Source organism: Paenibacillus agricola, assembly GCF_011440305.1.
Taxonomy (GTDB): Bacteria; Bacillota; Bacilli; order Paenibacillales; family NBRC-103111; genus Paenibacillus_S; species Paenibacillus_S agricola.
The window spans coordinates 44,740-68,152 of sequence record NZ_JAAOIW010000021.1; the positions used below are offsets into that span (position 1 = coordinate 44,740).

The following is a 23,413-nucleotide window of genomic DNA, read 5'->3' on the forward strand; positions in this document are numbered from 1 at the left end:
CACTCCCTTGGGGTGACGACATAGAAGAGGGTAGGGTTGCTGCTCAGATAATCAGTGAAAAAATATCTTACTTAAAAAGCAGGTTCTTGCATCATTCTAAAACAGAACCCATAACGCAAAATAGAATAAATCAGCTTTACTGGATAATTGACAAAATTACAGTGAATTTCAGCTTCAACTTTTTCGGACAATGGTTACAGCAAGCAGGGAAAGGGGTTTGTGAAGTCAGAGTACCTAACTGGCATCAAATAAATCAAATGGTTGAATGCAGTTTTCCGCAAATGGCATTTAATTATAGTGTGGCTCCAGGTGATGGCACTCTAATTGAATGCTATTTCAAACCTGAAACCACAGAGCCCTTTAAATACAAGTGTCTGTTTATAACTGGGGCATCAAAACATGCACTTCGCAAAATGAAATCGTATACTCCACCAGCAGTGGCTATGATGGTGTATAATAACCCCACTGAGCAGAATAAAGAACTGCAGCGATATGTCGATAAGTATGTTAGAAAACTACTGACGTAAGCGAACTGACATGGTCTCTAGCAGCAAGCAATGAAGATCGTGAGTTTGGCGGCAGCACCATACATATATAGTTAACTCTATACAAAAGCGCTGCCGGCATTGCGCCAGCAGCTTTATTTTGTTGTAATGAAAGAGCAGAGAGAAAACTGTACAACTTCTTGTCTTTTATCGATAGTTATTCTTGTCCTCCGACAGCTGGAATTGTCGGAAGTCAACATCATTGTTACATTAAAGGTGGCGTAATTTGCGGTTTATTTTAGTTATGTAATAAGGTTCTTGTCATCTGTCGATGTCAAGAACCTTATTACATTTCCGATAAATGACAAGAACTTTATTACATTCCCGACAGAATGACATAATTAATATTATGTAAACTTATGTTGTCGGTAATCTCTCAGCCCCCTCAGAGAAGAGTGGAATGCCGTGACAACAGCTCCACTTTTTTTCATTGAAGTAACTGGCAGCATAGTTTAACTATATGGATAATAAATTGAAGGTGGTCTAAGATGAACAATCCTTCCTACAATCCATTCAATGACTAGACGATTCACCTTACCTTGAAACTAACGCAATCGAATATTATAGACGAAAGGGATGCCTTTAACGATGTAATTAAACATGGTGATAGTGTTCAAGGCTTCCGGGCACCTAAAAAAATCGAACAATTTCCAAAATGGTATCAAAATTCGCAAAGAATATATGGAACTATCTCGGTACTTGTTTTCGCCTCATTTATGATATATCAGATTTTCCAAATTATCGGGGATATTGCATCGGGGAAGTAGCCCTTGTGTATATCGACGACAGTCATAATTGTTATAGATACGAGAATTATAATTATAATCAATAGGAGAAGGCAGCCGGTTAAAGTGGATCGGCTGCCTTCTCTCAACTAACGGGATAGTGTCAATGCAGGATTTGGAAAAATTAATTTCATTGTTATCTCTTAGCGTTATGGAATTTGGAATACAGTCAGCATATCATATCGAGCCATTTTCTTTGTTCCTATAGTTTTAAACAGTAAAGTCACAACATATTTGACACTTTGATGTTCTCGGATGCGCCCTGGGGTTCGCCGATCGAAACCGGGAAACGGGTGACGATTTGCATTACGTAGAACGAGGTTGAGAAGTCAAATCGAATCTTCGATGCTCTGCAGCAAGACGGCCATGTCAATATGCCGTTACAGGAGGAATCCTTCTGCCCTGGATTCGGCGACGTTACGGACAAGTTCGGCGTGACCTTCCAGGTCTACACGGAGATGTAAACCATACCTCACGAAGAAAGAGTTGCCCACCATCTGGTCGCGCTACACTTTTTTTATATACAAACGAATTCTTCAATAGGTATTATAGTATTGAAGAATTCGTTCCATGAAGGGTGGACACCGCAATGAAAGTAACCGCACCAGAACTTCAGTTATTTGACGAGTTGAAGCTGGGGTTAACCTCGTTCTGTTATAGGATGCTAGGGTCTATCGATGACGCAGACGATGCCGTGCAGGAAACCTTCATCCGCGTCTGGCAAAGCTGGAGCTCCTTCCGACAGGAATCCTCGTTTAAAACGTGGGTCTATCGGATCGCTTCAAATGTATGCCTGGACAAGCTAAGACAAACGAAGCGCCGCATTCGCCCCGTAGACTTCTCCGGCCCAGCGGAATCCATTGTCGAACCTCGCGAGACGCTGCCTGACTCATCTTGGATTTGGCCAGCCCCTGAATTTTCGAATAATCCGGAAGATATTTTCATTCGTAAAGATACGCTGCATATCTGTTTTATTACACTTTTACAGCTCTTGCCTCCCCGTCAACGTGCGGTGATGATTCTGAAGGATGTATTCGAGTGGCCTTCTAAGCAGATCGCAGAGACGTTAGGCATGTCGTCGGCAGCGGTAAACAGCGCTCTGCAGAGAGCCAGAGATACGTTGGAGCGGGAACAACTCCGTTCCGATGAATTCAATAGGAGCGAAGAGGCACCTGATCAGGAATTGCTGTCGCGTTATGTGGAAGCCTTCGAGCAATTCGATATCAATGCCCTGGTTGCCTTGTTTCATGAAGAAGGTCGGATGTCTATGCCGCCTTTCCCTATGTGGGTGCGCGGCAAGGACGATTTGTTCAAGTTCTTCACGCTTACGCGTTGGCATTGCGAGGGATCCCGGTTTGTGCCGGTTACGGCGAATGGCGGTTTTCCTGCGTTAGCGCAGTATATGTGGAGTAGGGAAGAGAACGGCTTGGTCCCTTGGGGGATTCACCTCTTAGAAGTGAAAGACAACAAAGTATACCACGTCCAAAATTTCATCAATAGAAAATTATTTGCCCGTTTCGGACTTCCGGATCGATTGGACCGATGAATTTCGTCGATTGGCTTCGTCTATAGAAGTGAAAACTAAAAACAAGAGAGGTTGTTATTACAATGGAAACGAATCAATCGACGAAAGTTACCGTGCAAGCACTCGTTCAAGCACCAGTAGAGAAGGTATGGAGGTACTGGTCCGAGCCGGAACACATCACGAAGTGGAATCAAGCTTCGGAGTCGTGGCACGCACCTAAGGCGGAGAATGATCTGCGGGTTGGAGGCAAATTCCTTACCCGAATGGAAGCAAAAGACGGCAGCATGGGGTTTGACTTCTTTGGAACATACGACGTCGTGAAGCTACATGAGCAGATTTCATACACAATGGAAGACGGGAGAACGGTTGAGATCTCCTTCCTGAATCAAGGAAACGAAACCAAGGTGATTGAAATATTTGACGCGGAAAGCACGCATTCCATAGAAATGCAACAGGTGGGATGGCAGGCGATTTTGGATAATTTCAAGAAATATACGGAGGAATCCCGATGATCGAGACGAATATGAAAACGAGGACACCGCCAGTAAAAGAAATCTCTAATGCGAGGCTATGGACAGCGGGTGCCATGAGAGGGATTGTCATTCTGTTCATGCTGTTCGATGGGATCGGGAAATTCACCAAGCCCGTACCAGTGGTAGAAGGCACGGCCACGCTCGGATTCGCGGAGCACCACCTTGTAACGTTGGGCGTATTAGTATTGCTCTGCACTGTCCTGTATGCCATTCCGCGAACTTGGTTCCTGGGGGCGCTACTGCTCACGGGTTACTTAGGAGGCGCGGTGGCTACACATCTCAGGTTGGATAATCCGTTGTGGTCTCATCTGCTGTTTCCCGTCTATGTCGCCATACTGGCTTGGGGGGCGCTGTGGCTGGTCGATCGAAGATTGCGCAATCTTCTCTGGGAACGCGAATAATATATATACTGCCGCCGAGGAAAAAAACGGCGGCTTTTTTGTTGCGTCGCTACGGGATTAGCCCCATCAGGAGGCTGCCGCCTTTTTCAATCGGTTGGCTTTGCTGTGTTGACAGGTTTTGAATTTCACCATGAGAGTAGATACTATAGGATTGCAGCCCCATTAAGTTAACGGATACAATAGTGGAGGAGATTGCTTCGGGTATATCCTCTTTTGCCTATTTAAAGTAGCGGGAGGATAGTTACAGTATTCAAGTCCTGGCGTGAGGTATTGCGAATTATTTTGGGTTAATTTATTGGTTATTGAATTATTAGTACGATCGTGCTAAATTTATCCATGAGTACTAAATCTGATAAAAAGTGCTGGCAAGCGATCATGGACAATTTCAAAGCCTATACCGAACAAAACTAATCATCGCGAAGAAGACGTCGGGGAAGATGCCCGGCGTCTTTCTTTTTGAACCCTAGTACGAGCGTGCTCTCCGTTAGCCTTAACCTTGTGCCGCATCCATGTTCATGTAGTTAATGGCCCACAGATGGCCGTCCAAGTCTACGAAGCCCCAATGATACATGAACCCATGATCTTCAGGTTCAGCGTGCAATTTCCCGCCCAAGGAGACCGCGGTATTCACGATTTCATCGACCTTTTCCCGGCTCTCGAAGGCCAATGCGATCGTCATCTGCGCATACTTGCTCGTATCGACGGATTCCTTCTCCGTGAGCGTATTAAAGAATGCTTGATTGATCAGCATGACCTGCAGGTTGTCGCCGATCACGATGGCTACCGAATTCTCGTTCTCGGGGAATTGCGGGTTGAGCTCGAATCCGAGTCCGGTGAAGAACGCTTTCGATTGTTCTACGTTTTTTACAGGCAGGTTGAAGCTCGTGAATGCGGACGTTAATGCCATTTTCAAAACACCTCTTCGTCAAATTAGTTTGTGTTCATTTATGCCTTCGTTTATATAGACGACAGCCGATCCGGGAATTCATCGGTCTCATGGATTCGGAAGCGTAAATTTTGAAAAATAACTTGTCTGCGCCGCTAATGCTTGCGTTAAGTCCTGTCCACTTCATCGCCCGTGCAATCATCGCCATCGCTTCTTGGCGTGTGATCGTTTTGCTTGGGCGGAATGTTCCGTCCTCGTACCCTTGGATGATACCATACTCCTGCGGTAGACAGGTGAAATAATAAATCCTGTTACTGTAAGGGGAGTTTTTTGTGCATACAAGAAAACATACAGCTTCAGAGAAGCTCGCCATCATTCAAGAGATTGCAAATGGACATATCGGTGTAATGGCTGCAACTCAAAAGTTCAGCATCACGAAGACAACACTCGCTAAGTGGCGCCGACGCTATGGTGTGTATGGGCTTAAGTAATTTTATTTTTTGTACTGTCTTACAGACTGACAATGTAAAGAATTGAAACGAAAGGCCACTAGCAGCCGCGAACCCATCGCACGCTGCTTTTTTTTATTTATCGGGAATATTACACAGCTTACTGACATGGAAAAGCCGCCGCTTCGCCTTCTTAATAGGCAAAGATGCTGTGACTATGCAAAAGCAGCACAGGAAGCCCGCGCAGAGTCAGACGGGGAATGGCGACACCTAAGTGAGTCGGTCAGCTTCACATCATAATATTTCGTAATAACCAGGGGGCACGTAGTAGCTGCCTCCCTAGTGAATGTGGGGGGATTTACGTGAAAATAGCCATTTTTGGAGACAGTGGCTGTACAGGTTTGCAGGTCATTGAACAAGCTTTAGACAGAGGTCATTCTGATAATCGATAAATGAGACAAGAACCTTATCTCATTAAGAGTCGCGTAATTCGCGGCTTTTTTGTTTTATGGGATTGTTATAAAGGGGGTCAAACCATAAAAAAGGTGTAAAGGCTTTATCCTAGAAAGAATGCCTATTAAAATTGTACCCCGATAAAAAACACAGGTACTTGTATAAAAATAAGGATGAACAAAACATGTTCATCCTTATTTTTATGTTCTCATTAAAAGACCTGTGGGGAATGTCACTTTGCGGCAAGAAGTGAATGGGGCTGTGCTGTTACCGCTAGAGAGCATGGCTTATGGTTACACGGACAAGCCGTTGGAGCGTTGGGACGCCAAAGGGAACCGCACCCAGTATGGCTACGATGCATTGGGACGGCTGGCTCAGGTTGTCCAGGCCAACGGGGATACGACCTCCTATGGCTATACCATGGCTGGGCTCTTGGGGGAGCTCACTTACGCAGATGGCAACAAGCTGTTGAAGCAATATGACGAGCGGGGGCGGCTGGTCCGCAAAACCGACCCCTTGCAGCAGGTGGAGACCTATAGTTATGATGCGAACAACAACCTGTCGAAAAAGGTGGACCGCAAAGGCCAGGCAACGATGTATGGCTATAGCAACCGCAACCGGCTTACGGCTAAGAGCAGCCCGGGCGAAACGGTAAGCTACGCCTATGACCTGGCAGGGCGCAGGATGTCGATGACAGACCTGACCGGGACGACCAGCTACGCATATAAGGCAACGACTGGCGAGCTGCAGCGGGTGACGTCCCCGGATGGGCACTACATCCAGTATGCGTATGACAGCATGGGATTGCGGACCTCGATGGTGGAGCCTTTTGGGCAAACGAGCACGTACCATTATGACAACCGCAACCGGCTGGATGGGGTGGGGCCAGCGATTGGCAATTACGATGCGACCTATACGTATAAAACCAACAACCTGCTCAGCAAGGCGGATTGCGAAACGGGAATACGAGCGAATACAGCTATGAGGGCAAGAAGCTTAACACCTTGGTACACAAAAAGGCTGACGGAGCCGTGATCAACAGCTACAGCTATGGATATGATGCGAATGCCAATATCACCAGCAAAACTGAGAATGGGGTGGCTTCTGCTTTCGGTTACGATGTATTAGACCGCATTACGAGTGCAACGGCCTATAATCAAGCCTATTCATATAACAGCCGCGGCAACCGGGCGACGATGCAAAGCGACTATGCACCGAGTATGGAAAGTGCGGAATATGCCTATGATGCTTCAGACCGCCTTACCCAAGTGCAAGAAGAAGTGGCGCTGGTCAACTACCGGTATAATGGGGATGGGCAACTGGTTGAGCGTACGGAAAATGGTGTAACCATGCGGTACTACTATGATAACGGCAACTTGGTTGCAGACGGCATCGTGGCGGCGAACGGAGCCGTATCGTTAAATGCACGATATATCCGAGGGAATGGGCTGGCAGCGCGTGCTGCGGCAGATGGGAGCCAAGCGTATTATTTGTCCAACGGGCACGGGGATATCGTGGAGCTGCGGGATGCAACAGGCAACACCCGCTTAAACAAATATGCGTATGACCTGTGGGGGAACCTGACGGAATCTAGCGAACAAGTGGCAAACCCATTCAAGTACAGCGGCGAATTTTGGGACAACAGCACGAGCTTGCAATACTTGCGGGCAAGGTGGTACGATCCAAGTGTAGGGCGGTTTATGAATCAGGATACTTATGAAGGGGATATAAATAATCCGTTGAGTTTGAATTTGTATACGTATGGGCATAACAATCCACTAAAATATAATGATCCCAGTGGGCATAATCCAGCTATAGTTGAAGCAGCTGTAATTGTGGATTCTATATTAACTAGTGCTATCGCTGGTGGTGTAGCTGGCGGATCAACTTCTTCAAAAACAGATGAATATACGGAGTCAGCTATCATAATTGCAGTTGTATTATGGTTCGGTATTACTGATAAAATAAGTTCTATCCTGAGTTCCGATAAAACGGAGTCAAACAGATTAAAGAAGGACGTGGGAAGGGAAACAATATTAAAGGTTAAATCTAAGGAAGATGCTGAAAAGATATTGAAAGAAGGGAAACCAAAATTAGAAGAAAAAGAAAGATATACTGAAGAAAAATATAAAGATGGATATGAACATCATCCTGCAGAGCCCAATGTTGGCAATAATTTGCCGCATATTAAGTGGAAAGAGTGGTCAGGGGGGAAATCCAAAGGTGCCGATGGTCATATATTCGGTTGTGGTGCAAAGATCTAATTCATGATAACGTAATTGATAATGAAGTCATGGGATGGAGCAACTTACTTTGGAAACCAAATTGGATTTATTTAAATGGAAGCAATATGAATCAGCAATCATTTTACTAACCGTGAGATGGTATTTGAAATATAGTTTAAGCTATCGAGACCTAGTAGAAATGATGAGCGAGCGGGGTTTAAAGATATCTCATACAACGATCATGAGATGGGTTCATGAGTTTGGGCCGGAAATAGACAAACGAATCCGCAGCTATTTGAAACCCTCAAACGATTCGTGGCGAACGGACGAAACCTACATTAAAGTCAAAGGTCAATGGAAGTATTTATATCGGGCAGTTGATTCTATGGGGAAAACGATTGATTTCATGTTATCTGAAAATCGGGATATGCCGGCAGCTAAGCGTTTCTTTACAAAGGCTTTGTCCTCTCCACATAATAAATTACCTCGTGTGATTACTTTGGATAAAAACCCGGCATATCCACCAGCCATACAAGAATTAATAAATGATAAGGTCTTACCAAAAGAAACCTTGATTAGACAGACAAAGTATCTAAACAACATTGTAGAGCAAGATCATCGATTCATAAAGAAAATCGCAAAACCGATGCTTGGATTCAAATCATTTCTAACTGCTGAACAGACGTTAAAGGGAATCGAAGCCATGAATATGATTAGGAAAGGGCAGGCCGAATATAATTCGTCTGTCCTCTCTGCTGTTGAATGGCTCAATAAAATATTTGGTATTGTCTCATAGTTAATTACACTTTATTAAGTAATTGCTATCTTTTTTAATTCTTGCACCACAACCACTATTTGAATTATCTAAAAAAAATTGGCTCGGTATCAGAGATTGTTCATGGTATTAACGATGTCGAAGATACGGATACATTAAGGGCGCTTCTGACATACTTTGTGCGTCAAGAAAGATTTTGTGATGGATTGTGGGCTAAGGCCGTTGAAGACAAGATATTTCTTCAGATTTTATTAAAGCTACGAGAATTAACGGATTCTGAGTAATTGAACAATGAGGATAATATTAGAGATTTAGCCTTCTCCCATTACACGGTGAAGGTTTTTTCATGCGAATATACGCTTGCTTGCGAAATGTTTAATCCCACTCCACAACTTTTACAAAACGATGTTCACATTGGTTGCAATATATCCTCGAAATTAAACTGTTCGTTGATTTCATTTCGATAGTACAATCTAGAGAATCAAGGGCTGCTAAGCATTTTTCGCAAATAATGGTTTCAAGTATGTTTGCACGCTTTTCAAGAGATATGAAGTCCCAAAGCTCCTTTTCGACAGCATCGCACCGTACCCCCTGTTCCACCCAGAAATAACCTTCATCTTTGCGTATAAAAAACTGTGGCTTCAATAAATATTCCAATGGATAAATATCATCTCTCGCTGAAATTAATCCTTTGAATAAAGCGACTGGACGTTTCTGATCGTTTTCATCGGTGTATTGATATCCAAGCTGCTCTGGTTCTACAAGCTGAACAATAACAAAAGCATCTTCCCCATCTGTCAATTTATAAATGACATTCTCCTTTTTAAATACCTCATTAGCATAATCGAACGTAACAAGATGATACTCCCTGTTTCGCCATTCAATCTTGAAAACTTTAAAAACCTGATTTTTGACAAGATCAATAAATCGATCATGATATAGCGTTAATTCGATCCCAGTTATGTAGCCATGTTCATCTATATCATTTCCAAATTGAGTGTCGTAGCCTTCTTCATAATCCTCTTCAAATGTGTGCGCCGCTATGGTCATACGATCAAGGAACGGGGATACAACTTCATCTATAACGTAGGGAATAGTGATCTGATCTGGCTGCATATGCTGGCTGATTTCGTTCTTACTCCACTCATACTCATCGAATTGATTTTCTGATACTGGCTTCAAAGAAATATAGCCCATATCAGAGTGATCACCATAGTAGCAAGTAATTTTCATATTTTTCCGCTCCTTCAAGTGTTGTGTCGTATTAGACGCATGAATAATAAAAAGGTTTCCAAATACTGAGATTAATAAACTGCGAACATATGCTTGCTGACAAGTTAGTGGCGGTTGAGTGATGTATAATGATGGAAATAATCTGTCGAATAAAGGAATTTCCAGTTGGATTGTGGAATAAGTCTAAAGGACTATATTTCCAGTAATCATTCGCAAAAAGATGATCTCTCTAGCGAAAGAAAATGTGCAGACTATATTCTTTACTATAAAACCAATTACCATAAAGATCTATTAATTAAGGTTAAACAGTATTACATCGAATTATATGAAAATAACGGATTACAAAATATATATGTACTTAATTCGATGAGGTGAGACAGATGTCAGAAATCAAAACTGTTAGGACTTCAGTAAATGGAATTGAGTATCTAAGACAGACATTGCAGCAGAAGCAACTTGTAGCTACAAAAGTATGTCTTTGGGGGATTAATCATAATAGTACAGATAAAACAACCTCTTTAAAAATCGGTAGGTATAAAAAGGTTAATGGTTCTGACAGTGTAGAGTGGATTAGTCCTAAAAGCGAAATGACACTTGATAATACTGAGTTAGAAGGTCTCTGCGAATTTTTGAACGATAATTATGAACCTTTTAGGCTAGGAATTAAATCATATGTTTCTGTCGAAAATGATGTGCAAAAGAGCTTGATGAATATCATTACTTCAAACAAGAATGAAAGAATTATTGCCGCTTTATCGGATGTCGATGTCATGTCTGATGAGATATTTGTCGGCATCCAAATGGCTAAAAGAATTAATGCACTTAACAAGTTTGAAGAGATGCTTGATAACGACTGTAGAGAAGAAGCATGGCAGAAGTGGTTTGAGATAAATTCTTGGATACTGGGAAGTGATTATGTTGAAATACTAGAGGAAAGACGTATTGATACTCATAATATAGCAGACTACCTTATGAAAGCGTTTGATGGATTTTTAGATATTATTGAGATTAAAAGAACATCATCCGATATCAATTTTTGGAGTAATACATTGGATCATGGCAACTACGTCCCATCTACTTTTCTAATCAAAGCGACTACCCAATCATTGAATTATTTATATGAGATTGAAAGAGAAGCAAATAATATTAAGACCCATGAAAGATTGAACTATACTAAAATTGTTAAGCCAAAATGTATTTTGATATTTGGTAGATCAAATGATTGGAATGAGGAACAGTTTAAGGCATATAGAATTTTGAACGCAAGTTATACAAACTTAACTATTATGACCTACGATCAAGTGTTATTTAGAGCAAAGCATATTCTTGGCGAGAATAGTAATTGAATCTAACTGAATAGGCATTTTGAGGTACAGCAAACAAGCTGAGGTGAGTATTACATGTCAAAAATAAGCTTTAATGAACTTCAATACATAGAGAAGATGCTAGAAATGGACGGAGGGTATGTGCTGAATTTCTCAAACAGCACATTCCAAAGATTTATATTTGATTCATTAGAGATAGATATTTATAAAAAATATGTTGGGTTATCAAAAGCTAAAATTCTTAGAAGAATTATAGATGAGAATGATGATGTCCCTGTTGGAAAATTGTTTTTGCAGCTTTTAGAATATAAAAAATTACACTTAGTAATCAAAGAGGATGAAAAAGAATTATTTTTCAAATGTGTAGAAATCAGTTATCGATTGATAGGGAAAAGTACATTACCGAAAGTGAAATCTGCTCCAATTGTCCAGAGGTTAAATTTTGATTTTGATGCAAGCTATAAGTCTTATACGAAAATGGTAACTAACAAAAACGCTCAAGAAAGAGGATATGAATTCGAAAAGTATTTATTTGAATTATTTATACAGAATAACTTAGAACCCCGAGAAAGTTTTAGAATTCACGGGGAACAAATTGATGGGAGTTTTTGCCTCGCTAACGAAGTTTATTTATTAGAGGCTAAATGGCAATCAACGCCAAGCAATAAAAACGATTTAGTTATTTTCAATGAAAAGGTAAGCTCTAAGTCAGCTTTTACTAGGGGCTTTTTTATTAGTCATGCTGGATATTCCCCTCATGCGGTTGAAACATTTAATTCGGGTAGGACAGTCCATATTGTCTTGATGGATGGTCAAGAATTAGCAATTATTTTAGAAAGAAAAATTGATTTTAAAACAGCTTTAGAAAAGAAAATAAGATGTTTAGCTGAAGAAGGTAATTGCTATAAGAATATCAATGAATTATTTTAGTCAGTAATCTCGGATGGGGAGGTTAATTGGTTGAGATTTGAAGAAGAATATCCATCCTTAGAATCATTTTGGAGAGCAGTAATCCTTTTCGGCAGAAACAGCGCATCATATAAGTTTTCAATGGCAAAATCGTTAATCGAATTGATACCAAGTGGTAAGTCCTTCATCACCTTGGAAGAACTAGCTGTTCCATTTTCAAACAATCTAATTCTACACTTGAAACTCAATGATAAACAAACCACTTCCCAATCGAGTACTATGCTCAATGCTTGTCGGCAATTTATTGCTGGAGAAATTACACATGAACAACTGATACAGCAAACTGTAAAATATGGATTTGTAAATGTACTGGATGCATTTCATGTTGTTAACCAGGGGGATATCCCAGTAAAATTTTTCGAGAGTGACAGGAAGGCAAAGCAAAAAGGCATTGTCATAACTGATGATTTGTTTAAACTTCATGAAACCAATCAATTCACTAATTTTAATTTGAGGTTGAAGCCAGATGGAGATTAGTTGAAACTGCATGGTCAATAGGGATTGCACCGTCACTTATACAAGTGAAATTTGAAGAAGATTCAAATCTTTTTTACATAAACAATAACCTGCGTAGGATAGATGTCACTTCAGGCCGTGATGCACTCAACGGCTATCAAAAAGGTAAATGTTTTTATTGTTTCGATGATATTACAATTAATCCTTTATCCGAAGACTTAGCGGATGTGGATCATTTTTTCCCTCATATGATTCAAAGCGAGTTGAACATCAATTTGAACGGTGTATGGAATCTTGTATTAGCTTGTAAATCTTGCAATAGAGGTGCAAATGGCAAGTTTGCCAGAGTCCTAAAGCAAGATTTCTTGATCGATTACATAAACGGAACAGTTTTATGATTGACAGCCATCATCCTCTAAGAGAAACGTTGATTAATCAAACTGGAAAAACTGAAGTAGAACGAGCGAAATTTTTAGGTGATGTTGATAGACAAGTCATAAACAAAATGATACATCGTTGGCAGCCAGGATATGAATTTGAAGCAGTATTCTAAATATAATTAAGGGGGAAATCAAGTGATAGTCTACAACAAGCTTATTCGAGATAAAATCCCGCAAATAATTGAATCTAAAGGGAAGAAAGCGGAAGTTCGAGTTATGGATTCTGATGAATATACAAAAATGCTTAATGTAAAGCTTCAAGAGGAATTGGATGAGTATAAAGAAGCAAACGATGAAAGTGATCAAATTGCGGAATTAGCTGATTTGGTGGAAGTTGTTTATGCAATTTTGGACAATAAAGGCCTTAGTATTGAGGAGTTTGAGAAGGTCAGATTAGCTAAACAGGCAGAGCGTGGTGGATTTAAGGATAAATTGTTACTGGTTAAGGTTGAATAAAAAACTGAGGTGCACGGTAAATGAATAACATCAAACCCTTTCCTGATCTTAAACCTGAAGATAGAGACAGAGAATATAGAAGATACTCAGAAGAGCTTAGAGATAAGGTCATATTTGAATTTTTATTTAATGGAAAGTCAAATAGATGGATTGATGAAGACATCTTGCTGGAAGATCCGGAATATTCTCGTGGTTGGTTTTCGATGGGGATATTGCATCATTTAGGTTTAAGGGATGCTCATAAAGGTTTTTTCAAGGAAATCAGCATTGAAGATGCCATTAATTATTTATCGGGATTAGGAAAAGACAAGTACAATTCATTTATTGTTGCTTTAAAAAGATACTCAGCAGGATCGTATGACTTATACAGTGAAAATAGTATTGAGATGTTTGTTGCGAATGAAAAATACAAAAGGTTAATAAAACAAGTTGGTAAGTCACAATATACAGACGGTGTTAGAATAGATAAAGAATTTCATGAAATATTCAATCCAATTGGTAGCGATTTCTTTGTGCCAAGGGGAAAAGCTCGAAAACTCAAGGTGCTATTTAACAATAAGATTTTTACGGCTGAATATAGATTTGAAGACCAAGAAGACAAAAATATCGTATTGCAAAGTATAAGATTTAGAAAGGAATTAAAAAGGGAATTTGCTAAGGTGTTTCCAACTCCTGTAGGTGAGTTCACTATTGAAGTTGGTTCGGATTTAAACCATTTCATTTTTAGTCATATTGCGTTAAGTATCGAAGATGATCATGATCTTGAAAACGATATGGAATATGCAGAAGGTAAAGAATATTATCGTCTACATAGGATGCGTGAACGAAAGCCAGGTGTTGTTAAGCAAGCTAAAAAGCTGTTTATAAAGAAGCATGGAAGGTTGTTTTGTGAAGCTTGCAACCTAGACTTTACAATAGCTTATGGTGAAAGAGGTAAAGATTTCATCGAAGGACATCATCGAAAACTTATATCTGAAATGAAGGAGGGAGATAAGACTAAAGCAGAGGATATAGCTATGCTCTGTAGCAATTGCCATAAGATGATACATAAGAAACCGATAATATCCGTTGAAGACTTGGCGTTGATCGTTAATGGGCATAAGCAGTTATTGACACAAATATAGCATTAATTTAGTTTAGAAAAAACATTATTTACGTGGGGTAACAAATTGAAATATATAGGACGATTTTTTAGTTTATGTTGGATGGTTATTGTGAAAGTCTATTTTTCAAGGCAGTTTTACTTTATCTTTGTGGAACTTTGCGTTGGTTATATGCTTTTGATCGGGAGCTTGTTCAGTTCTTCTTCCTTTATACAATATTGCTTATTACTTTATTGTTGTATCACAACTTACTATTTCATTGATATCATTATGTTACAAAAGAAAATAAGAAGAGAATATAATATCTCAGGGTTTAAACGGTGGGATAATACACTTGAAATTCATATAGCTAATAGATTCAATAATGCAATCGAATTTCAAAAGAATTTAATTAACACCATTGAATATTGTAAACAAAATAATTTAAAAATTGAATTTGTAACTGGTCTTTTTTCATTTGGTAGAATGGTAAGACTTTTTGGGGATTCTCTACTCCTAATAAAACCATTGGGCTTTTTTAGTCAATTGCTAATAGGTGTATCTGTCAAATCATTTGAAAAAAAGCCTAATTTCAATTCAGACCACTTACATAAAGTCGTTTTAAATCCCCAATCCATAAAAATTAAGGAGAACCAAAGAAATGGCAAGAAATATTTCAAGTTGAAATAAAGCTTAATTTGAGTTGTATGTGGAATTGCCGATCCAAGTAAGTAGTTAACTTTTACGTGTAAGGCTGAAGAAGTGTTTTGTTGAAATGTTCGAATTTTAACTTTATATAATCATATAAAGAGGTGGTATTACTTGATCTTATTTGTACAAAAATCGAGGATTCTCAACTATCCAATATTGCAAGAGTTATACATTAATTTTAAAAAAGCACTTTCCATATTTAATTTCACATCTTTTCTAAAAGCACAGTTAAAGAGCAACAACATTCCATTAAAAAATTCACAATTAGATGACTTGGCAAAATATTTAGGTTATACAATCACTAGACAGTGCGTTAAAGGAAAACCAGTTTACACAAAAGGAAGATTATGTATAGTACAAGATGTCTCATCTCATATAGGCGGAACTTGGAAAATGGCTGATTCAATAAGTAACCTACAAAGTAAATCGTCACGCATAGGTACATTTGATCCACTACTTAATTACATGGGGAAGTGATTATTATTGTTTATTCATGGAGAATTACAAAGTATGATCCTGATCAACGTGACGAGGATGGACATTATCTTCATGATGAGTGGACATCATTCTCGGATATAGGGAAGGAATTTAATGGTGAAAAGCTTGATTACTATAGTTACTTTCGTGTTGAAATGCAATATGTTAATGTAATTTTAGCATTTAAAGAATATCTTGGATTATCCCACTTGAAGGTTAAAGAATTAGAATTATATGAAGAACACTATAATTTAAAAAATCTACCTAGCCCAACGAATGAAGTTAATATTGATTATTCTTTTGCGGTTCATCCAATATATTTGAGATATTATCAGAAATTACCAACTTATATCGAAGAAGGTTTTTTGCTGAAGAGTCATACAGAGATTATGGCTGCCTGTAGTTTGATACTACGAGATGTTTTTTGGTGTAAATTAGTTGCCGATACTAAATTACAAGTACATTTTGGTTTTGATTTTTACATGTATGTTGTTAGTAGTGAAAATTGTAATCCAGTCATTGAAAAGTTTAAGGAAAGTAAAATCCTGTTTGTTGAGGAATACGAATCACCATATCTTTAAAGAGAATTAATCGATGAATCTGAAAATAGCTTAAGTGAATTGTTTGCTTATTTAATGAAATGGCTATTTTAAACGATTAGAGGTGGTTAATTTGGTATTAGGTTGGTTCAAAAAGAAGGATATAATTAGAACCAATGATGATCAGAACAAGCAACTGGACAAGTCTAATACACAAAAGAAACAATTTGACAGAATGATTGGCTTATCTGAATCAATATTTAAAAAGGCGAAAGAGCACAAAATTAATGAGGGTTATAAACATCCTATTTTGAATTATATTAAATTACTTGGGTTGAATCTACAAACGAGTTATATAACCAATCTTTTATATGAAGATGATCACGGAGCGGAAAAGAATTTCCCTGATATAACACCATGGCTTGTGTTTTTTGACTTATCAGCAAACCTTACTTCTGATGGTCGAAAAATGTTTGATTTGTTAATCAAAAAAGACAGAGATGTTGTAGTCGATTTAGTGGAGGATCTGGTTCTGCCTTGGGCATGGCATGTGGGAAGGTACGTGGATTCAATCTCTTCAATTGGTTTGTCTAGACCATGGGGAGAATGGATAGAAGATACTTCCAATCATTCTCTGAACATAGTATTGCCTATGGGAGTATGTTTTGTCGAAGGTGGGAATCATTCAATTACTTCTGGCATCTTGAACGGAAAGGGAAAATTGAAAGTAGAAAATGCTTATGACATGAGTATCATTTATGAATATGTTTATACTGATGGATTACATTACAAAAGGAAAGAAGACGATTCAATTATCTCAGAAGTTAAGTATGTAGAGTTTGCAGCAATTTTTGAAATTGGCAGAAAAATGATGAAATTAGGAATATCAAGATAAAAGGCATGTTTTAATGGTTGGCTATTCCTAATTTTATTAATAAGAGCAAATAAGGTGGAAGTCATGAATAAATCTCTTTCGATATTTGATAAATATACAGGAAAAGAAAACAATGTTACCAAATCATTGGTTGATCTGTTTCGATTTTCCGATAAAGCTTTAACAAAACTGTTTGTAATAGAGTTTCTAAAAATCGATTGTGATGACATGTATACGAAGTTAATAACAAGTTATGATGTTCAAGTAGGAGAAAAATTAATACAAAAGTTTGGGCAGGGCTATGTAATTGGAATTTCAACTAAGAAGAACAACAGATTACACGATAAGCAAAGGAATGAAAAAAAAATCAATTCCTGATGCAATGATAAGTTTTAATAGCACTGTGTTACTCATTGAAGCTAAAATAGACAATGGTAGGTTTGATCCTCAACAAATAAAAGATCATGAGAAGAAATTCGCTGATGGGGAGAATATTCAGTGTCCAAAGTATTATTATTGGGAAGATATTCACAGCTACTTTGTTGAAATAAATCAATCAGATACTTTTAGTGGCGTAACTAATTTTCTTTTAGCACAGTTTATATTACTTCTCGAAAATATGGGACTATCAAAGTCTAAAACTGTTAACTTTATTCTTGCTCATTTCATAAATCAACCTGATATTTATGAGGTAGTTGTAAAGGCGCGCTCATATCTAGAATCACTTCCTTATGTAAAACCTAATCCAGACATAAAAGATTGCTTTGGTTTTATGTTATTTAAACCGAATTCTGTTCCCACACGTAAATTTTTTTCGATATCTAAAAAAGGAATATACATATTGCATATGATGAATAGTAAACATGCTGAGGAACAGCAAATGAAAGCTAATAAACAATTTAGTGGTAACAAAAAAAAATATGTTCAAGGAGAAAAGGAAGCTCATATAAACATCAATTTAGTTTCTACTTTTGAAGAATTAAAGCCATACATTGATGTTGCCTATCAAGATAGAAAAGATGCACACTATAAAGAAAATAATCCACTTCATTATAATGATTTTAGTGTTTCCAATAAGATGACTATGAAATACTTTGGTAGATGAACAAAAAAAATTCTGGTAACAGTATTGATCTAATAAAATGCAAGATTTATTGAGTTTGCGGAGGGGGAAATCATGGGAATTAATTTCGAAGATTGGTCTACTAGAATATCCAGTCGAAGTGATTTAACTGGGAGGCTGACTCATTTAACAAAGCCTATTGATGGTGTGGACATTAAAGAAAAAACATTCGACCAAATTAATGAACTCGCAGTAGATAATCTTATTAAAATTCTCACTGAGCAAAAATTAATTGGAAGCAGCAGGAAAGGTTTCATAGTTGGAAATAATAAGGCTGTATGCTTTCAAGAAACACCGTTATACGGTTTAATTCAAAACGTTGAACATGAAAAGGCGAGAAGATTAAGAAATCCAACAGAGAAACTACGCTACTGTGGAGTAGGCTTGTCCTTCATTAAACCAATTGTGTATCACAAATATAATGGGAGACCCGTCATATATGAGAAAACTGAGGAAGCAAAAAGATTTTTACCACAAGAGCAATGGTGGCGGATTGTTGATATTGAATATGGATTTAATGAGCCTTGGAGTTGGAATATAACTGATTGGACACATGAACGTGAGTGGAGAGTTAAAGGAGATATGAGTATCGACATTGAGACAGACTATATTCATATCATTTTGTACAATCCTAATACAGTAAAATATTTTTTGGAAAAATGCCCTCCTAAATTTATTCCCCACTTAAATGGAATTACAACTTTAACAAGTATTCTAATGTGATGGTGTTAAGTAGAAGCTTCGAGAAAGGCTTTTAAGATAACTCCTAATATTTTAAACTGATAAACTATCGCTGTTACAAGCACCATAACCATGAAAGAATCGTTAATCTATAAGAAAAAGAACCGAGAGCAAATAGCCTTCGGTTTTTCTTTGTACTCAAAAATAAAAGTCTATAAAACGAAAATAAACCTATTGAAGTATAGGTTTCCATTATGATATGTTTAGTTAGTGTGACTAAAAACTGATATACCTTTATAATCCTATTTCCATTTGAGGAGGTATATTTTGTATCCATTAACCTTGTATTCCGTAGGGTTTTTACTTTTAAAGTACAAAAACTGAAAAGGAACGTAATCATATGCATAATTTACTTTTTAAATTTATCACGATTCGCGTTAAAACACAAGCGAAAATCAGCAAGTTTTGTATTTTTTATTTTTATGAAATTGGTAGATAACTAGTGTGATGTAGCAATAATCCCTTGTTCTATAAGGGTTTTGGGATAATCGTGCTTAAAAAGGTGGATATTTTTCCGAAAGTAACAAATCAAATTATATAGTGATTTATTATATTTTACTTATAATATCGGAGGTCATAACAAATTGATTACAAAACGTCAGTACCACATCTGGCAATACGATATCGATGATCTTAAAGAGCAGGATGAAAGCCTTTCACTGGAATATAATTTAGAAGCTGCTGCTCTCGCAACGGAAACTCTAATGTATTACATCCTGAACGAGAAAATCATGAAACGTCAGTATGAGTCAGCAATCGAGTATAAGAAAAATGAAGATGGCGCGCTTACGAAATCGAAAAGTGGAGCTTCAATAAAAATAAAGAAGAATGTCCTTCCCATTATGACTATTGAAACTGGTCGAGGCAGATCAAGTGAGACCAATGAAAAATTAGCAAAGCTGTTGAACGAAGGTTTTATCGCCAAATATTATTCAGAATCAGGGAAACTCACCAATACTCATAAATTTGTATTCCTGGATAATGTTCTATCAGGAAGCCAAAACAAAGAATGCCGTCAACTATTTGTTCTCGATAAATATTACGAGGAATTGAAACGTCATGTTTCCCTTGGCACGGAGCCAACAAAATGTACAGTATCTAAAAATCTGACTCGTAATGCGCTAACGACGACAGATGTATACCTATTTCCTGTTGATATGGAGAAATTAACGATTTGTATTATTCCTGATAAAGAAATACCTGTCGTTGAAGATGTGGAGATGATTCAGCCATATAGTCGTACTCCAGAGGAAGAAGCATTATATGCTGATCTCCAACAGTATCTACAATCAGAGACAACATTTAATAAAGAACGCCAGAAAATTTTAGAGAAAGTCAAAGAAAATAAGCTGGAGCTTAAGATTGCACCTGAAGACAGGGAAAAATACAAAACTGTCGGTCGCTGGGAGCAAGACGGAAGAAGAGTAAGTTTAAAAGCACTCACAGAACCAGTTTGGAAGATAATCAAGAAAGATGGTACTCATGTTCCAGTATGGACTATCGACCAAACGGAGCTATATGAGAGAAGAGATGTCCCGATTACCGAGTGGTCAACTGGATTACAGCTTACTCAAGTGAAGGCTCACCCAGTTATGGAGAACGTGTTCGATGGCATGGGCTTAGTTTCCAAAGAACTTGGTCAGAGTATGAAGGAATTCTTACAAACTGGCTTTCCTATAACTGGATATCAATTGCGATTGCCAGCCATAAAGGGATTCTTTCCATGTGTGGATTTTCGAGGTTATTTCTTTAAGCATAAAATCAGAAAAATCAAAGATATTTTTGGAGCATGGCATGATACGGACAAGATTGATATTTTAACCACGGAGTCCACTTTTAAAGCTAAATTAGAAGTTGTGGGGCTGAAGCCAGATGGTTCGGAAGATAAGCAATGGTTATTCCCTTCTATTGCCGACTACAAATCCAAACTGATTGAATATGGTTACGATGCTATTGGCATATCAAACATTGCTAAACCTATCCATGAAGACTATCGGAAATCATCGTATCAATTATTGTTGGCTCTCGATCTACATCCATGTGATGTTTTTTGTTTGTCCAATACCCTTGGTGATATGATCCACAGAACGTTAAGCATCTATCGCAAAGATGAAATTGACTGGGATGATATCCAGTATCTCGAAGCATTTCTAAACTTGGTTTATAAAGAAAATTCGGAAAATGGGATCGGTAAAAATTGCAGTGATGCGATTAAAGCGATTCACCTCAACAAAAAAATGATCTTCGAACACAAGGTGATGCAAACCATCAAGGATGTCATTGACCACAAAATCGATGAAATGTGCTTAGGGAAATTTTATCTGGAAGCCAAATACATGTACGTTACTCAAGACATATTGGCATTCTTATCCTACGCCGCGGCAGTGAATAAAGGTACTTGGGATTATAAAGGCAAAGGGTTTCTTAATTCAAAACAATGCTATAGTGGTGGAAAGAATATGGGGAAGCAATTATTTGCTAGAAATCCGATTATGTCTTTCAGCGAGATTACTAGAACTAATTTCATAGATTACAGGGGCGAAGATTCTAAATTCATTCGTCATATAGATAATATTGTACAACTCCCTCTTGGAACGGAGCCAGATCGTCTCGGGGGTGCAGACAGAGATGGCGATGAATTGCTTGTACTCTCAACGGAGAGGAATTTTGCAGATACCAGAATCGAATATCTTGAGCAATATAATTTTGTGTTGAATAACGAAAAAAGTGAGAAGCACGGCAAAAATCTACTCGCAGAATTGAATGCAAATATCCAGAAGCATTTCAAAGAACGATTTTCCTTGCAATCCAAAGTAACCCTTCAGGATTATATTGTTGACTCTGCTGTTCAAGTTAATGATGCCGATAAAGCTACTGCTGAATCGGAGGTATGGACGAAACAAAATATAATCGACTTTATTATCCGTTCCGAAGATAAAACAGGCAAAATAACGGATATGAATACGACCATCGAAAATATAGCCAATGCTGAAAGGAACTTAAAAAAATATAAACTGCCGATCACGATCATGAAGTATTTACAGGGACTCTGTATTGATGCATCTAAATCTGGCTTGTTCGATCAAGTGGTTATCCCAGATGTGATTGAGTATCAATTTGGCAAATGGAAACCGCAGTTCATGAAATTTAAGGATGGTGTTGAGTACAACAAGGATAAGAAACATACTTCTGCATTGGACGATTTTTCTATCGTGATGGAAAGATTCAAGGTGTATGTAAATCGAATCATGATTGAAAAAACGGATAGTAAGATCCAGAAGCATAAGTTCCAAAATATTTATCAGTACTACCAAAATCCCAACCTGGATACGGCTATTATCGAACATACTATCGCAGCCCTAAAGGGCACCTATTCTACTTTCCTGCAAAAGAATAGAATTCTAACAAAGCAAAAGCTGAGCCTAAATAGGTATTCCTCGGATGATAGGTATAAGCGATTGCGGAAAGAAATGGATGAGAAATTCGCAGAGTTGTTTAAGGAAACAAAGGAGCAAGCAGAGGGAATCTGTAATTGTCCTTCTCTACTCGCTTCAGCTACCGTCAGAATGACTTACGTGGATTCAAAAGCGAAAAATGATAACACAAATTACTCTTTTTGTTGGGTTGTAGCTAGCGAAGGCATATTGCAAAATATCCAACTCAATTATGAAGATCGGGATAAAGTATACATCCAGTTAACAGATATTGCTGATCATAAAGCTTTTGAATGGCTCGGTGAGCATTACACTTCTGTAACTAAACACGAAGCCTATACGCTTGAATTTCCAGAAGGTAAAGATATGAGCATACCTGAAGAGTATCTTAAGAAATCGGATGCCCTATTGAAAAATCTGATTGATTACGAAGTTACATTGCTTAATGGCGATAAGAAAACTACTTGGAGTCCTGATGAAGTGAAGGAGATCATATTGGGGCAGACGTACACGCTGTTTGATGACCGTGGTTGGCTGGGAGTCGCAGAAGGACTCAGCATAGCGCGAAAAGAAGGGGATGACATGCTGGATAACTATATGGGAAAGGAAATAACCATTAAGAAAATAGTGAAGACGACTAAAGGTTCCATTAAATGTCTGGTCGATATTAAAGGTTAATTGGATTGGCCTTGTCAGGCAGTAGAGCGGAATGTGGCAGGTTGTAGTATACTTTCGCATTCTGATAACTTTTAATATTGGAGGTCAAAATGGAAAATAAAACAATTGTCATTACTCAATCTCGGATGGCAGGATGGTTGATGTTTAATGGATTCGGAAAAGTAAATGAACGCTTAGATTTGAAAGATCAGAATCGTGTCATTTATATATTTAATGAATCCACTCAATTACGAGAAACAATGGGCAAATATAACCAGTTCAAAGCGAACTTGGTTTAGATATGGACGGTGATCACAAC

Annotated in this window: 29 protein-coding genes and 1 pseudogene; 27 read left to right on the top strand and 3 right to left on the bottom strand. The window is 38.1% G+C overall.

Annotated elements, in window-relative coordinates; all coding sequences use genetic code 11:
* Positions 1-86: 86 nt before the first annotated feature.
* The 5 genes and pseudogenes from G9U52_RS33460 (at position 87) to G9U52_RS33475 (ending at position 3,789) form a co-directional block, all read left to right on the top strand.
* Positions 87-527, top strand: coding sequence for a hypothetical protein (locus G9U52_RS33460; protein ID WP_166156031.1), 441 nt, complete (start codon positions 87-89; stop codon positions 525-527).
* 1,045 nt (positions 528-1,572) lie between these two features.
* Positions 1,573-1,794, top strand: a pseudogene (locus G9U52_RS40430) (VOC family protein); the annotation flags it as partial.
* 125 nt (positions 1,795-1,919) lie between these two features.
* Complete coding sequence (locus G9U52_RS33465) at positions 1,920-2,876, top strand: sigma-70 family RNA polymerase sigma factor (RefSeq protein ID WP_166156034.1); 957 nt, start codon at positions 1,920-1,922, stop codon at positions 2,874-2,876.
* 62 nt (positions 2,877-2,938) lie between these two features.
* Positions 2,939-3,367, top strand: coding sequence for an SRPBCC family protein (locus tag G9U52_RS33470; protein WP_166156037.1), 429 nt, complete (start codon positions 2,939-2,941; stop codon positions 3,365-3,367).
* The gene (locus G9U52_RS33475) at positions 3,364-3,789 is read left to right on the top strand and encodes a DoxX family protein (RefSeq protein ID WP_243767708.1); all 426 of its coding nucleotides are present in this window, start codon (positions 3,364-3,366) and stop codon (positions 3,787-3,789) included. The genes G9U52_RS33470 and G9U52_RS33475 overlap by 4 nt, the downstream gene beginning before the upstream one ends.
* A gap of 490 nt (positions 3,790-4,279) precedes the next feature.
* Here the strand turns inward: G9U52_RS33475 and G9U52_RS33480 are convergent, their stop codons facing one another.
* Positions 4,280-4,696 (bottom strand): VOC family protein, encoded by a 417-nt coding sequence (locus tag G9U52_RS33480; protein WP_007729208.1) that lies wholly within the window; start codon positions 4,694-4,696, stop codon positions 4,280-4,282.
* A gap of 34 nt (positions 4,697-4,730) precedes the next feature.
* A complete protein-coding gene (locus G9U52_RS33485; protein WP_166156040.1) occupies positions 4,731-5,051 on the bottom strand; it encodes an S-layer homology domain-containing protein in 321 nt (106 codons plus the stop codon).
* Between G9U52_RS33485 and G9U52_RS40435 the strand changes: the two genes are divergently transcribed.
* From G9U52_RS40435 to G9U52_RS41940, 6 genes are all read left to right on the top strand, one after another.
* Complete coding sequence (locus G9U52_RS40435) at positions 5,008-5,166, top strand: helix-turn-helix domain-containing protein (RefSeq protein ID WP_166156043.1); 159 nt, start codon at positions 5,008-5,010, stop codon at positions 5,164-5,166. The two genes, G9U52_RS33485 and G9U52_RS40435, sit on opposite strands and share 44 nt — an antisense overlap.
* Positions 5,167-5,208: 42 nt before the next feature.
* On the top strand, positions 5,209-5,424 hold the full coding sequence (locus tag G9U52_RS39500; RefSeq protein ID WP_207953363.1) for a hypothetical protein: 216 nt from the start codon (positions 5,209-5,211) through the stop codon (positions 5,422-5,424).
* A 390-nt stretch (positions 5,425-5,814) separates the two neighbouring features.
* On the top strand, positions 5,815-6,612 hold the full coding sequence (locus tag G9U52_RS33495) for an RHS repeat protein (RefSeq protein ID WP_166156046.1): 798 nt from the start codon (positions 5,815-5,817) through the stop codon (positions 6,610-6,612).
* Positions 6,582-7,841: an RHS repeat domain-containing protein gene (locus tag G9U52_RS33500; RefSeq protein ID WP_166156049.1), complete on the top strand. Its 1,260-nt coding sequence runs from the start codon at positions 6,582-6,584 to the stop codon at positions 7,839-7,841. The genes G9U52_RS33495 and G9U52_RS33500 overlap by 31 nt, the downstream gene beginning before the upstream one ends.
* 49 nt (positions 7,842-7,890) lie before the next feature.
* Positions 7,891-8,598, top strand: coding sequence for an IS6 family transposase (locus G9U52_RS33505; protein WP_375790308.1), 708 nt, complete (start codon positions 7,891-7,893; stop codon positions 8,596-8,598).
* Between the two features lie 59 nt (positions 8,599-8,657).
* Positions 8,658-8,861, top strand: coding sequence for a DUF6508 domain-containing protein (locus G9U52_RS41940; RefSeq protein ID WP_375790309.1), 204 nt, complete (start codon positions 8,658-8,660; stop codon positions 8,859-8,861).
* Between the two features lie 91 nt (positions 8,862-8,952).
* Here the strand turns inward: G9U52_RS41940 and G9U52_RS33510 are convergent, their stop codons facing one another.
* The gene (locus tag G9U52_RS33510; protein WP_166156056.1) at positions 8,953-9,810 is read right to left on the bottom strand and encodes a hypothetical protein; all 858 of its coding nucleotides are present in this window, start codon (positions 9,808-9,810) and stop codon (positions 8,953-8,955) included.
* Between the two features lie 380 nt (positions 9,811-10,190).
* Here G9U52_RS33510 and G9U52_RS33515 point away from each other — a divergent pair, with 380 nt between their 5' ends.
* The 16 genes from G9U52_RS33515 (at position 10,191) to G9U52_RS33580 (ending at position 23,393) form a co-directional block, all read left to right on the top strand.
* Positions 10,191-11,156: a Shedu anti-phage system protein SduA domain-containing protein gene (locus tag G9U52_RS33515; RefSeq protein ID WP_166156060.1), complete on the top strand. Its 966-nt coding sequence runs from the start codon at positions 10,191-10,193 to the stop codon at positions 11,154-11,156.
* Positions 11,157-11,210: 54 nt separating this feature from the next.
* On the top strand, positions 11,211-12,065 hold the full coding sequence (locus tag G9U52_RS33520; RefSeq protein ID WP_166156063.1) for a restriction endonuclease: 855 nt from the start codon (positions 11,211-11,213) through the stop codon (positions 12,063-12,065).
* A gap of 30 nt (positions 12,066-12,095) precedes the next feature.
* Complete coding sequence (locus tag G9U52_RS39505; RefSeq protein ID WP_207953364.1) at positions 12,096-12,581, top strand: hypothetical protein; 486 nt, start codon at positions 12,096-12,098, stop codon at positions 12,579-12,581.
* A 44-nt stretch (positions 12,582-12,625) separates the two neighbouring features.
* The gene (locus tag G9U52_RS39510; RefSeq protein WP_207953365.1) at positions 12,626-12,958 is read left to right on the top strand and encodes an HNH endonuclease domain-containing protein; all 333 of its coding nucleotides are present in this window, start codon (positions 12,626-12,628) and stop codon (positions 12,956-12,958) included.
* Complete coding sequence (locus G9U52_RS39515) at positions 12,955-13,113, top strand: hypothetical protein (protein WP_207953366.1); 159 nt, start codon at positions 12,955-12,957, stop codon at positions 13,111-13,113. Before G9U52_RS39510 ends, G9U52_RS39515 begins: the two co-directional genes overlap by 4 nt.
* A gap of 22 nt (positions 13,114-13,135) precedes the next feature.
* Positions 13,136-13,456: a nucleoside triphosphate pyrophosphohydrolase gene (locus tag G9U52_RS33530; protein WP_166156066.1), complete on the top strand. Its 321-nt coding sequence runs from the start codon at positions 13,136-13,138 to the stop codon at positions 13,454-13,456.
* A 20-nt stretch (positions 13,457-13,476) separates the two neighbouring features.
* Positions 13,477-14,580, top strand: a complete 1,104-nt coding sequence (locus G9U52_RS33535; protein WP_166156069.1) for an HNH endonuclease — start codon at positions 13,477-13,479, stop codon at positions 14,578-14,580.
* Between the two features lie 81 nt (positions 14,581-14,661).
* Positions 14,662-15,228, top strand: coding sequence for a hypothetical protein (locus G9U52_RS33540; protein ID WP_207953367.1), 567 nt, complete (start codon positions 14,662-14,664; stop codon positions 15,226-15,228).
* 132 nt (positions 15,229-15,360) lie between these two features.
* Entirely contained in the window at positions 15,361-15,726 is a 366-nt protein-coding gene (locus G9U52_RS33545; protein WP_207953368.1) for a toxin C-terminal domain-containing protein, read from the top strand.
* A complete protein-coding gene (locus G9U52_RS33550; protein ID WP_166156074.1) occupies positions 15,723-16,307 on the top strand; it encodes a hypothetical protein in 585 nt (194 codons plus the stop codon). Before G9U52_RS33545 ends, G9U52_RS33550 begins: the two co-directional genes overlap by 4 nt.
* A 91-nt stretch (positions 16,308-16,398) precedes the next feature.
* Positions 16,399-17,160, top strand: a complete 762-nt coding sequence (locus G9U52_RS33555; RefSeq protein WP_166156077.1) for a DUF6710 family protein — start codon at positions 16,399-16,401, stop codon at positions 17,158-17,160.
* 63 nt (positions 17,161-17,223) lie between these two features.
* A complete protein-coding gene (locus G9U52_RS33560; protein ID WP_166156080.1) occupies positions 17,224-17,517 on the top strand; it encodes a hypothetical protein in 294 nt (97 codons plus the stop codon).
* Complete coding sequence (locus G9U52_RS33565; RefSeq protein ID WP_166156083.1) at positions 17,495-18,244, top strand: hypothetical protein; 750 nt, start codon at positions 17,495-17,497, stop codon at positions 18,242-18,244. Before G9U52_RS33560 ends, G9U52_RS33565 begins: the two co-directional genes overlap by 23 nt.
* A 72-nt stretch (positions 18,245-18,316) precedes the next feature.
* Positions 18,317-18,985 (top strand): DUF2971 domain-containing protein, encoded by a 669-nt coding sequence (locus G9U52_RS33570; protein ID WP_166156086.1) that lies wholly within the window; start codon positions 18,317-18,319, stop codon positions 18,983-18,985.
* A gap of 602 nt (positions 18,986-19,587) precedes the next feature.
* Positions 19,588-23,115 carry a hypothetical protein gene (locus G9U52_RS33575; RefSeq protein WP_166156089.1) on the top strand — a complete coding sequence of 1,176 codons (3,528 nt, stop codon included), beginning with the start codon at positions 19,588-19,590 and terminating at the stop codon, positions 23,113-23,115.
* An 89-nt stretch (positions 23,116-23,204) separates the two neighbouring features.
* Positions 23,205-23,393 carry a hypothetical protein gene (locus tag G9U52_RS33580; protein ID WP_166156092.1) on the top strand — a complete coding sequence of 63 codons (189 nt, stop codon included), beginning with the start codon at positions 23,205-23,207 and terminating at the stop codon, positions 23,391-23,393.
* The last annotated feature ends 20 nt before the right edge of the window (positions 23,394-23,413 follow it).

Coding starts and splice junctions, on each gene's coding strand:
- G9U52_RS33540 (WP_207953367.1), top strand. CDS start 14,662: ATGGTTATTGTGAAAGTCTATTTTTCAAGGCAGTTTTACTTTATCTTT.
- G9U52_RS33520 (WP_166156063.1), top strand. CDS start 11,211: ATGTCAAAAATAAGCTTTAATGAACTTCAATACATAGAGAAGATGCTA.
- G9U52_RS33565 (WP_166156083.1), top strand. CDS start 17,495: ATGAAAAAAAAATCAATTCCTGATGCAATGATAAGTTTTAATAGCACT.
- G9U52_RS33535 (WP_166156069.1), top strand. CDS start 13,477: ATGAATAACATCAAACCCTTTCCTGATCTTAAACCTGAAGATAGAGAC.
- G9U52_RS33560 (WP_166156080.1), top strand. CDS start 17,224: ATGAATAAATCTCTTTCGATATTTGATAAATATACAGGAAAAGAAAAC.
- G9U52_RS33510 (WP_166156056.1), bottom strand. CDS start 9,810: ATGAAAATTACTTGCTACTATGGTGATCACTCTGATATGGGCTATATT.
- G9U52_RS33470 (WP_166156037.1), top strand. CDS start 2,939: ATGGAAACGAATCAATCGACGAAAGTTACCGTGCAAGCACTCGTTCAA.
- G9U52_RS33580 (WP_166156092.1), top strand. CDS start 23,205: ATGGAAAATAAAACAATTGTCATTACTCAATCTCGGATGGCAGGATGG.
- G9U52_RS33480 (WP_007729208.1), bottom strand. CDS start 4,696: ATGGCATTAACGTCCGCATTCACGAGCTTCAACCTGCCTGTAAAAAAC.
- G9U52_RS33485 (WP_166156040.1), bottom strand. CDS start 5,051: ATGATGGCGAGCTTCTCTGAAGCTGTATGTTTTCTTGTATGCACAAAA.
- G9U52_RS33465 (WP_166156034.1), top strand. CDS start 1,920: ATGAAAGTAACCGCACCAGAACTTCAGTTATTTGACGAGTTGAAGCTG.
- G9U52_RS39515 (WP_207953366.1), top strand. CDS start 12,955: ATGATTGACAGCCATCATCCTCTAAGAGAAACGTTGATTAATCAAACT.
- G9U52_RS33570 (WP_166156086.1), top strand. CDS start 18,317: ATGGGAATTAATTTCGAAGATTGGTCTACTAGAATATCCAGTCGAAGT.
- G9U52_RS33515 (WP_166156060.1), top strand. CDS start 10,191: ATGTCAGAAATCAAAACTGTTAGGACTTCAGTAAATGGAATTGAGTAT.
- G9U52_RS33475 (WP_243767708.1), top strand. CDS start 3,364: ATGATCGAGACGAATATGAAAACGAGGACACCGCCAGTAAAAGAAATC.